At 73.2% G+C, this 9,932-nt stretch carries 10 protein-coding genes and 1 pseudogene; 1 reads left to right on the forward strand and 10 read right to left on the reverse strand.

Going from position 1 to position 9,932, the window contains the following annotated elements; translation table 11 throughout:
* The 7 genes and pseudogenes from JWQ92_RS12330 to JWQ92_RS12360 all read right to left on the reverse strand — a co-directional run.
* Positions 1–198, reverse strand: a pseudogene (locus tag JWQ92_RS12330) (SARP family transcriptional regulator); the annotation flags it as partial.
* 9 nt (positions 199–207) lie between these two features.
* The gene (locus tag JWQ92_RS12335) at positions 208–441 is read right to left on the reverse strand and encodes a 4-oxalocrotonate tautomerase family protein (RefSeq protein ID WP_297344756.1); all 234 of its coding nucleotides are present in this window, start codon (positions 439–441) and stop codon (positions 208–210) included.
* Positions 442–525: 84 nt separating this feature from the next.
* On the reverse strand, positions 526–1,407 hold the full coding sequence (locus tag JWQ92_RS12340; protein WP_297344757.1) for an ABC transporter permease subunit: 882 nt from the start codon (positions 1,405–1,407) through the stop codon (positions 526–528).
* On the reverse strand, positions 1,404–2,321 hold the full coding sequence (locus tag JWQ92_RS12345) for an ABC transporter ATP-binding protein (protein ID WP_297344758.1): 918 nt from the start codon (positions 2,319–2,321) through the stop codon (positions 1,404–1,406). The genes JWQ92_RS12340 and JWQ92_RS12345 overlap by 4 nt, the downstream gene beginning before the upstream one ends.
* Positions 2,318–4,345, reverse strand: coding sequence for an ABC transporter ATP-binding protein (locus tag JWQ92_RS12350; protein ID WP_297344759.1), 2,028 nt, complete (start codon positions 4,343–4,345; stop codon positions 2,318–2,320). Before JWQ92_RS12350 ends, JWQ92_RS12345 begins: the two co-directional genes overlap by 4 nt.
* A complete protein-coding gene (locus JWQ92_RS12355) occupies positions 4,342–6,075 on the reverse strand; it encodes an ABC transporter ATP-binding protein (protein WP_297344760.1) in 1,734 nt (577 codons plus the stop codon). The genes JWQ92_RS12350 and JWQ92_RS12355 overlap by 4 nt, the downstream gene beginning before the upstream one ends.
* A gap of 2 nt (positions 6,076–6,077) precedes the next feature.
* Positions 6,078–6,674, reverse strand: a complete 597-nt coding sequence (locus JWQ92_RS12360; RefSeq protein WP_297344761.1) for a TetR/AcrR family transcriptional regulator — start codon at positions 6,672–6,674, stop codon at positions 6,078–6,080.
* Between the two features lie 242 nt (positions 6,675–6,916).
* On the opposite strand from JWQ92_RS12360, the gene JWQ92_RS12365 reads away from it, so the two are divergent.
* Positions 6,917–7,120, forward strand: a complete 204-nt coding sequence (locus tag JWQ92_RS12365) for a cold-shock protein (RefSeq protein ID WP_297344762.1) — start codon at positions 6,917–6,919, stop codon at positions 7,118–7,120.
* Between the two features lie 69 nt (positions 7,121–7,189).
* Here JWQ92_RS12365 and JWQ92_RS12370 read toward each other — a convergent pair whose 3' ends face one another.
* From JWQ92_RS12370 to JWQ92_RS12380, 3 genes are all read right to left on the reverse strand, one after another.
* On the reverse strand, positions 7,190–8,014 hold the full coding sequence (locus JWQ92_RS12370; RefSeq protein WP_297344763.1) for an alpha/beta hydrolase: 825 nt from the start codon (positions 8,012–8,014) through the stop codon (positions 7,190–7,192).
* A 47-nt stretch (positions 8,015–8,061) separates the two neighbouring features.
* Complete coding sequence (hutI, locus tag JWQ92_RS12375; protein WP_297344764.1) at positions 8,062–9,201, reverse strand: imidazolonepropionase; 1,140 nt, start codon at positions 9,199–9,201, stop codon at positions 8,062–8,064.
* Positions 9,198–9,932: amidohydrolase family protein (locus JWQ92_RS12380; protein WP_297344765.1), on the reverse strand; the 735-nt coding region annotated here is incomplete at its 5' end. The genes JWQ92_RS12380 and hutI, both read right to left, overlap by 4 nt.

A 9,932-nucleotide genomic window follows, 5' to 3' on the forward strand; every position in this document is an offset into this window, starting at 1 on the left:
CCAGCGGAGCGCCGCGAGCGGGTCGTCCGCCTCGGGGAAGAGCGTCTCGGCGAGCTCACCGCGGCCGACGGGCCGGTCGGCGAGCGCGATGCGCGCGAGCAGCGCCCAGGTCTTGCGACCGCGGGGATGCGCGGGCGGCGACCCGTCCGCCGCCTCGACGGCGGGCCGGCCGAGCAGCCGCACGCGCACCCCGGCCATCGGCTGCGCCTAGCCGACCGCGGCGGGCGTCCGGCCCTGCAGGGCGTGCACGTCGGCGGTGGTGAGGCCGTTCCCGCCGATGCCCCAGTCCCCGCTGCGCACCTCCTCGAGCAGCACCCACGTGACGCCGCGGAGCGCCTCGCCCTCGATGCTCACCATCGTGTCGGTCACCTTCGCGATCATGTCCGCCTTCTGATCCGGGGTGAAGACCCCTTCGATCACGCGGATGTTCACCAGTGGCATGTCGTCCTCCTGTCCGATCCGGCCGCGGCTGCGACCGGGGGCAGGTTCCCGCCCGGGCGTGTGAGGACGCGTGTGACGACGGGATCAGGCGTCGCGGCGCCGGATCAGGACGAGCGCCGGGGCGAGGAGGACGAGGATCCAGGCGACGAGCACCCCGAGGCCGCCCCATCCGTTCAGCACCACGTCGGCCGTGGCCTGCACCGGGCCGCGCCCGCCGGGCCCCGTCACGGTGCCGCCGGGCGCCGCGTAGGCGTGCAGCTGCGCGCCCGCGGCCGAGGGCAGCAGCGCGTTCACGTTCAGCAACCAGGTCGCCTGCGTGAGCCCGATCGCCACGGTGAGCAGGATCGGCAGCACCAGCAGGAGGCCGATCGCGGCGGAGATCGCCCCGGCCGTGTTGCGGACGAGCGCACCCACGGCGAAGGCGAGCACGGCGACCAGCGCCAGGTAGACCGCGGACCCGACGATCGGCATCCAGACGGCGGCGTCGCCGAGACGGGCGCCGATGCCGTGGCCGGAGAGGATCGCCGCGGTCGCCGCGAAGGTGAGCGCGACCGCGACCAGACCGACGACGACCATCGAGACCGCGAGCACGACGAGCTTCGCGAACACGGCGGGCAGCCGGTTCGGCACCGCGGTGAACGTCGACCGGATCATGCCGGTGCCGTACTCGCCGCTGATCACCAGCACGCCGAGCACCGCGGCGATCAGCTGCGTGAAGCTGGTGCCGATCGTGACCACGGCGACGAGATCGCCGTCCTGCGCCGCGGTCGGCAGTGTGGAGCCGTCGCGGTTGATGAACGCGGCGATGAGCAGGCCGAACAGCACGGACAGCACCACGATGAGCGCGGCGCACCACCAGGTGGAGCGAAGGGTGCGCAGCTTGATCCACTCGGAGCGGAGAACGTGGAGGGCGGACAGCCGGGCGTCCCCGACGGCGGGGCCCGCGGGAGGGGCGGTGGTGGTCATCGGACGGCTCCCTGGGTCTCGCGGTACTCGACGTCGTCCTGCGTGAGCGTGAGGTAGGCCTCCTCGAGGGAGGCGTTCACGGGCGTGAGCTCGTGCAGGGCGACGCCGGCGGCCAGCGCCGCGTTCCCGATCTGCGCGGCCGTCGCGCCGATGACCTCGAGCGCGCCGTCGTCGGTGCGACGGATCGTGACGCCCGTACCCGCGACGGCCTGGTCGAGCCGGTCGGGATCGGGGGTCAGCACCCGCACGACGCCCTGCGTGGCGCCGGCGACGACGTCCGCGATCGGGGCGTCCGCGAGGACCCGGCCGCGGCCGAGCACGACGAGGTGGTCGGCGGTCTGCGCCATCTCGCTCATGAGGTGCGACGACAGGAACACGGTGCGGCCCTCGGCGGCGAGGGCGCGGGTGAGGTGCCGCACCCAGAGCACGCCCTCCGGGTCGAGGCCGTTCACCGGCTCGTCCAGGATGAGCGTCCTCGGGTCGCCGAGCAGCGCGACGGCGATGCCGAGCCGCTGCCCCATGCCGAGCGAGAACTTGCCGACCCGCTTGTTCGCGACGGCGGAGAGCCCGGTGAGCCCGAGCACCTCCTCCACGCGGGTGCGGGGGATGCCGTGGGTGGCCGCAACGGCGAGGAGGTGGTTCGCGGCGGTGCGGCCGGGATGCACCGCGCGGGCCTCGAGCAGCACGCCGACCTCCCGGAGCGGCGCCCGGTGCTCGGCGTACCGCTTGCCGTTGACGAGCGCGGTGCCCGCGGTGGGACGGTCGAGGCCGACGATCATCCGCATCGTCGTCGACTTGCCCGCGCCGTTCGGGCCGAGGAACCCGGTGACCCGGCCCGGCTCGATCACCGCGGAGACGTCGTCGACCGCGGTCTTGTCGCCGTAGCGCTTGGTCAGCCGTTCCAGCCGGATCATCGCGCCACCCTAGTGGCGGCCGGTGTCGGGTCGGGGACGTCCTCCTCGGCCGCGGGCGCGGCGAACTGGGCCTCGTACAGCCGTGCGTACGCCCCGTGCGCGGCCAGCAGCTCCTCGTGCGTGCCCTGCTCGACGATGGAGCCCTGCTCCATCACGAGGATGAGGTCCGCGTCGCGGATGGTGGAGAGCCGGTGCGCGATGACGAAGCTCGTGCGGTCCCGGCGCAGGTCGCGCATCGCCTGCTGCACGAGCAGCTCCGTGCGGGTGTCGACCGAGCTCGTCGCCTCGTCGAGGATCAGCACCGCGGGCCGGGCGAGGAACGCCCTGGCGATGGTGATCAGCTGCTTCTCGCCGGCGCTCACGTTGCCGCCCTCGTCGTCGAGCAGCGTGTCGTAGCCGTCCGGCAGCGCGTGCACGAACCGGTCGACGTACGCGGCACGGGCGGCGTCGACGATCTCCTCCTCCGTCGCGCCGGGCCGGCCGTAGGCGATGTTGTCGCGGATCGTGCCCGCGAACAGCCACGTGTCCTGGAGCACCATGCCCATCCGTTCGCGCAGCCCGGCGCGGGTCAGCCGGGTGATGTCCTCGCCGTCGAGGGTGATCCGGCCTCCGTCGAGCTCGTAGAACCGCTCGAGCAGGTTGACCAGCGTCGTCTTGCCTGCGCCGGTCGGGCCGACGATCGCGACCGTCGAGCCGGGCTCGGCGGCGAGCGACAGGTCGCGGATGAGGGGCTTCTCCGCCTCGTAGGAGAAGGCGACGTGCTCGAACGCGAGCCGGCCCGTCGTGCGGTCGGGCACGAGCGCCTGCTCGGGGTCGGGCGACTGCTCGTCCGCGTCGAGCAGCTCGAAGACGCGCTCGGCGCTCGCGACGCCGGACTGCAGCAGGTTCGCCATCGAGCCGAGCTGGCTGAGCGGCTGCGTGTACTGGCGGGAGTACTGGATGAACGCCTGCACGTCCCCGAGGGCGAGGGATCCGTTCGCGACCATCAGGCCGCCGGCCACCGCGATCGCGACGTAGACGAGGTTCCCGATGAACATCGTCGCGGGCATGATGATGCCGGAGACGAACTGGGCGCCGAAGCCGGCCGTGTAGAGCTGCTCGTTCTCCACCCGGAAGCGTTCCTCGACCTCGCGATGGCGGCCGAACACCTTGACGAGGGCGTGGCCGGTGTAGCCCTCCTCGATCTGCGCGTTCAGCACGCCGGTGTGCCGCCACTGCGCGACGAACAGGGGCTGCGACCGCTTCGCGATCACGGTCGTCACGACGAGGGTGAGCGGCACCGTGACGAGCGCGATCAGCGCGAGCAGGGGCGAGATGATGATCATCATCACGATCACGCCGAGCACGGTGAGGATCGAGTTCACCGCCTGGGAGAGCGTCTGCTGCAGGCTCTGCGAGATGTTGTCGATGTCGTTCGTGACGCGCGACAGCAGCTCGCCGCGCGGCATCCGGTCGAAGTAGGTGAGCGGCAGGCGGTGGATCTTCGCCTCCACGTCCTCGCGGAGCCGGTAGACGGTGCGCTGGGTGACCGCGTTCAGCACGAAGCCCTGCAGGTAGGCCAGCACCGACGACGCGACGTAGAGGCCCAGCACGACCATCAGCAGCATGCCGAGGGCCGCGAAGTCGATGCCGTGGCCCGGCAGGAGCGGGAGCGGGCGCAGCAGGTCGGCCTGCATGTGGTGGCCGGTCGCGTCGAGCTGCTGCAGGATCTGCGCCTTCGAGACACCGGCGGGCAGCTGCCGGCCGAGCACGCCGGCGAAGATCAGGTTGGTGGCCTGGCCGAGCAGCTTCGGCCCGATCACCGAGAGCACGACGCTTCCGACGCCGAGCACGAGCACGAGCACGACGGCGGCGCGGTCGGGGCGCAGGCGGCCGAGCAGCCGCTTCGCCGACGGCCCGAAGCGCATCGCCTTCTCGACCGGCATGCCGCCCATGCCGCCGAACGGACCGCCGCCTCCGCCGCGCACGGGCGGACGGGCGGGTGCTGCTGTGCCCGTGCCGGCACGGGGCGCGGGAGCGCTCATCTGGCCTCCTCCAGGGAGAGCTGGCTGGCGACGATCTCGGCGTACTCGGGGGACGACTCGAGCAGCTCCGTGTGGGTGCCTCGCGCGACCACCACGCCGTGCTCGAGCACGAGGATCTGGTCGGCGTCGACGATGGTCGAGACGCGCTGCGCGACGACGATCACCGTCGCGTCGGCGACGTCCTTCGCGAGGGCGGCCCGGAGGCGGGCGTCGGTGGCGGTGTCGAGCGCCGAGAACGAGTCGTCGAACACGTAGATCTCGGGCCGCTTCACGAGCGCCCGCGCGATCGCGAGCCGCTGCCGCTGGCCGCCGGAGACGTTCGTGCCGCCCTGCGCGATCGGGGACTCCAGGCCGTCCGGCATCGCCCGGACGAAGTCGGCCGCCTGCGCGGTCTCGAGCGCCGCCCAGAGCTGGTCGTCGGTGGCGTCCGGGTCGCCGTACCGGAGGTTCGAGGCGATGGTGCCCGTGAAGAGGTAGCCGCGCTGGGGCACGAGGCCGATGCGGGACCAGAGGTCGTCGGGCTCGAGGTCGCGCACGTCGACGCCGTCGAGCAGCACCGCGCCGTCGGTGACGTCGAAGAGGCGGGGGAGCAGGTTCACGAGCGTCGTCTTGCCGGCGCCGGTGCTGCCGATGAGCGCGGTGGTGCGGCCGGGCTCGGCGACGAAGCTCACACCGGTGAGCACGGGCGTCTCCGCACCCGGGTAGGCGAAGCCCGCCTCGCGCAGCTCGACGACGCCTCGGCGCTCGGTCGTCGTGACCGGCTGGATCGGCGGGGCGACGGTGGAGGTCGTCTCGAGCACCTCGCCGATGCGGTCGGCCGAGACGGAGGCCCGCGGCAGGATCGCGGCGAGGAAGGTCGCCATCATCACCGCCATGAGGATCTGCACGAGGTAGGTGAGGAACGCGGTGAGGGCGCCGATCTTCAGGGATCCGCCGTCGATCCGGAACGCGCCGAACCAGAGCACGGCGACGCTGGAGGCGTTCAGGATCAGCAGCACGACGGGGAACATCAGCGCGAACCAGCGGCCGGCGCGCACGGCGGTGTCGGTGACGGCCGCGTTCGCGTCGGCGAACCGGTCGGTCTCCTGCCGTTCGCGCACGAACGCGCGGACGACGCGGATGCCGGTCAGCTGCTCGCGGAGCACCCGGTTCACGGTGTCGATGCGGGTCTGCATCAGCCGGAACTGGGGCACCATCCGCGACACGATGAGGAACACGCAGGCGAGCAGCAGCGGCACCGCGACCACGAGGATCCAGGACAGCTGGGCGTCCTGCTGCAGGGCGAAGAAGACCCCGCCGATGCTCATGATCGGCGTCGCGATGAGCATCGTGCAGGTGAGCAGGACGAGCATCTGCACCTGCTGCACGTCGTTCGTGGTGCGGGTGATGAGGGACGGGGCGCCGAAGCGAGCCACCTCGCGCTCCGAGAAGGCGCCGACCCGGGTGAACACGGCGAGCCGCACGTCGCGACCGAACGCCATCGCGGTGCGGGCCCCGAAGTAGACGGCGACGATCGCGCAGCCGACCTGCACGACGGTGATGCCGAGCATGATGACGCCGAGCCGAAGGATCGTGCCGGTGTCGCCCTTCGCGACGCCCTCGTCGATGATCTGCGCGTTGAGGCTCGGCAGGATCAGCGACGCGATCGTCTGGGCGGCCTGGAAGACGACGACTGCGGCGAGCAGCCGGCGGTACGGGGCGAGGAACCTCAGCAGGAGGCGTCGGAGCACGGTCAGCTCCCTTGCGGCTTGAGCACGCCGTGGCCGACGAGCGCGAGCAGCTCGTCGTCGCTGAAGCGGTGCGGCACGTTGAACGGGGGGATGCTGCTCGCGAAGGCGACGAGCCGCAGGTGGTAGGCGACGAGCTCGACGGGCACGCCGAGCTCGTCGAGGTTCGGGGCGAGGAGATCGTGCAGAAGGTCCATCCACCGGTCGCCGGCGGCGCGGATCGCCGGCGGGGGCGGCGCGTCCGTCATCCGAAGGGCGGACATGAGACCGATGACCCCGGCGAAGCGCTCGCGCAGCAGGCGGAGCACGGCGCCGAGCTTCTGCTCGACCGGCAGGTCGGCGGCGATGCCGGCGATCGCGGTGCGCAGGGGGAGCGGATCGAAGTAGGTCTCGATCGCGGCGCTGATCAGGCTCTCCTTGTCCTTGAAGGCGCGGAAGACCGTGCCCTCTGCGACGCCGCAGGCCTCGGCGATCTGTCGCGTCGAGACGTCGCGGCCGTGCTGCTTCAGCAGGGGGATGACGGCCTGGATCATCGCCGCGCGGCGGTCGTCGGGGGCCATCGGCCGCGCCCGCTCGCGGGTCGCCTCCTGCAGATCGGTCACGACCGCCGACAGTAGTGAGTGAGCACTCACTCCGCAAGCTCCGGCGCGCGCTGCTGCGCCGCGCGGGCCGGCGCGGACGAACCGTGCAACGGAGAAGCGGAAGTCCGCTACACTTGCTCACGCAGTTGTGTTGTGCAGGTGGGTCGTAGTGCCGGCGAGAGCCGGAATCTCTTGGTTCGGATTGTTCAGCGGAACGCGATCACGCGGATCCGCGTGATCTCACGAAACAGGAAAGAGATTCCATGGCAACCGGCACCGTCAAGTGGTTCAACAGCGACAAGGGCTTCGGCTTCATCGCTCCCGACGACAACGGCAAGGACCTGTTCGCGCACTTCTCCGCCATCAGCGCGAGCGGCTTCCGCTCGCTCGAGGAGAACCAGCGCGTCGAGTTCGACGTCGCCCAGGGCGACCGCGGCCCGCAGGCCGCGAACATCCGCCCGATCTGATCTTCAGACCAGAAGGGCCCGGCACCGCGAGGTGACCGGGCCCTTCCGCGTTCCCGGCGTCGTCGCGCCTCAGGCGCCCGGGACCGTCGCCCAGAAGTCCCGGATGATCCGCGCGAGCGCTGCCGGCTGCTCGAGGGGGAGGAGGGCGCGCGAGTCGGGCAGGACGACGGCACGGCCGTCCCGGACCGAGCGGGCCGCCGCCTGCGCCTGCTCCGGCGTCCACTCGTCGCGGTCGTCCCCGGCGACGAACAGCGTCGGCGCCACCACGCGGGGCAGCAGGGACGCGATGTCGACCCGGTTGAGGATGAAGGAGCGGACGGTCCGCACGGTGCTGCGGCGCCCGGCGAGGGCCAGCGCGTCGGCGATCACGCCGACCGTGCCGGGATCACGGGCCGAGCGGTCGGTGAGCACCCCGGCGGCGATCGCGCGCTGCACCGGGGTGATGGGGCCCGCGACCAGCAGCACCGGGATCAGGGCCAGGATCTGCCGGCGGAGGTTCGACGAGATCGGCTGGATCGGGGCGCTCATCGCGACGAGGCTCCGGACGAGCTCCGGCCTGGTCGCGGCGAGCTCGATGCCGACATGGCCGCCCCACGCGTTGCCCACCCAGTCGACGGGGACGCCGGGGAACACCGCGTCGACGACGCGCGCGGCGGCGGCGACCGCATCCGCCATCCGGACGGTCCGCGGCAGACGGGCGCTGGCACCCCAGCCGGGTCCGTCGACCACGACCAGCTGCCGGCCGGGGAGGAGGAGCGGGGCGATGCGCGCCCAGCTCGCGCCGTCGACGAACATCGAGTGCCAGAGGACCGTCGGTCGACCGCGCCCGAGCACGCGCGCAGCGACGGCACCGAGGTCGGTGGCGACTCGGAGGTCCTCGCCGGGTTCCGGCATGCGAAGGACGGTACTCGCCCGCAGAGCCGGGGGGCCGAGGCCGCAGGTCAGAGCACGGTGACCAGCGGCACGCCCGGGCGGTACGCGAGGTGGACGTAGGAGGGCGCGTCGAGCAGCAGGAGATCCGCGCGGGCGCCGATCCGCAGCACACCGACGTCGTCCCGGCGCAGCGCGGCGGCCCCGCCCGCGGTCGCGGCATGCAGCGCCTCCCGCGGCGTCATGCCCATCTCGCGGACGGCGAGGGCGATGCAGAACGACATGGACGTCGTGAACGAGGAGCCGGGGTTGCAGTCGCTGGCGAGGGCGACGGTGCCCCCGGCGTCGAGCAGGCGCCGCGCGTCCGGATACGGGGATCGGGTCGAGAACTCGGCGCCGGGCAGCAGCGTGGCGACGGTCGTGCCGCCGGCGAGCGCGTCGACGTCGGCCTGCTCGAGGTGCGTGCAGTGGTCGACGCTCGCCGCGCCGAGCTCGACGGCGAGCCGCACGGCGGGGGAGGGGGCGAGCTGCGCCGCGTGGAGGCGCAGGCCGAGGCCGGCGTCGCGACCGGCGACGAGGATCCGCTCCGCCTGATCGACGGTGAAGGCGCCGCGGTCGCAGAACACGTCGATCCAGCGCGCATGCGGGGCGCAAGCGGTGAGCATCGGGCCGACGACGAGGTCGACGTAGCCCTCCGGGTCGTGCGCGTGCTCCGGCGGCACGACGTGGGCGCCGAGCAGCGTCGTCTCGGGCGTGAGGGTCGCGGCGAGGCGCAGCGCCCGGGCCTCGTCCTCGACCGTCAGGCCGTACCCGCTCTTGATCTCGATCGTCGTCGTGCCGCCGCGCCGCGCCTCGGCCACGAGCCCCGTGGCGCGGGCGAGCAGGGCCTCGTCGCTCGCGGCGCGGGTCGCCGCGACCGTCGTGCGGATGCCGCCGGCCGTGTACGGGCGGCCGGCCATGCGGGCCTCGAACTCGGCCGAGCGGTCGCCGGCGAAGACGAGGTGGGTGTGGCTGTCGACGAAGCCGGGGACGACGCAGCGGCCGTCGGCGTCGATCCGCGCGTCGGCGTCCGGGGCCCCGGCGGCGCGGCCGATCCAGGCGATCCGGCCGTCCTCGATCACGACCGCGGCGCCGGGCAGCTCGTCGGGCAGGCCGTCGTCGTCGGCGTTGCGGACGAGCAGGCCGATCCGGTCGACGAGGGTGGCGGTCATCGGGGCTCCTCCCGGAGGTCGGCGATCGCGGCTCCGAGCAGCGCGCCGACGTCGCCCAGGCGATGGCGGCCGTCGGTGACGACCCGGTCGCCGGCGACGACGACGTCGGTCACGTCCGCGGCGGATGCGGCGAGGTGCAGCTGGTCGAGACGGGCACCGGCCGTGCGGGCCGAGTCCGTGGCGACGGCGACGAGGTCGCAGGGCCCGCCGGCCTCGATCGCACCCCCGCCGGCCCAGCCGAGGCTGCGGTAGCCGCCACGCGTGGCCGCGGCGAGCAGGGATCCGGGCGGAAGGCGGCCCCGCTGCCCCGACGCGAGGCGCTGATCCGCCTCGAGCCGCTGGAGCTCCTCGAACGGGTCGATCCGCACGTGCTGGTCCGTGCCTACCGCGAGCGCGACGGAGGCGTCCGCGAGGGCCCGGACCGGCCCGATGCCGTCGGCGAGGTCCGCCTCCGTCGTGGGGCAGATGCAGGCGGTCGCCCGCCCCGCCGCGAGGAGCCGCACGTCCTCGTCGGTGAGGTGCGTCGCGTGGACGGCGGTGAACCGGGGCGACACGAGGCCGGCGTCGGCGAGCACGGTGAGCGGTGTGCGCCCGTACGCCGCGGCCACCTGGGCGTTCTCCGCCGGCTGCTCCGAGACGTGGGCGTGCAGGGGCTCGTCGCGGACCAGCCCGGCCAGCTCGGCGAGCGCCGCCGGGTCCGCCGCGCGGACCGAGTGCACGGCGACGCCGAT

The sequence above is a fragment of the Amnibacterium sp. genome (genome assembly GCF_025463795.1).
In the GTDB taxonomy this organism is placed as follows: Bacteria; Actinomycetota; Actinomycetes; order Actinomycetales; family Microbacteriaceae; genus Amnibacterium.

Excerpts from the sequence above, each read along its gene's own strand:
- JWQ92_RS12335 (WP_297344756.1), bottom strand. The coding sequence starts at position 441 with ATGCCACTGGTGAACATCCGCGTGATCGAAGGGGTCTTCACCCCGGAT.
- JWQ92_RS12345 (WP_297344758.1), bottom strand. The coding sequence starts at position 2,321 with ATGATCCGGCTGGAACGGCTGACCAAGCGCTACGGCGACAAGACCGCG.
- JWQ92_RS12350 (WP_297344759.1), bottom strand. The coding sequence starts at position 4,345 with ATGAGCGCTCCCGCGCCCCGTGCCGGCACGGGCACAGCAGCACCCGCC.
- JWQ92_RS12365 (WP_297344762.1), top strand. The coding sequence starts at position 6,917 with ATGGCAACCGGCACCGTCAAGTGGTTCAACAGCGACAAGGGCTTCGGC.
- JWQ92_RS12340 (WP_297344757.1), bottom strand. The coding sequence starts at position 1,407 with ATGACCACCACCGCCCCTCCCGCGGGCCCCGCCGTCGGGGACGCCCGG.
- JWQ92_RS12370 (WP_297344763.1), bottom strand. The coding sequence starts at position 8,014 with ATGCCGGAACCCGGCGAGGACCTCCGAGTCGCCACCGACCTCGGTGCC.
- hutI (WP_297344764.1), bottom strand. The coding sequence starts at position 9,201 with ATGACCGCCACCCTCGTCGACCGGATCGGCCTGCTCGTCCGCAACGCC.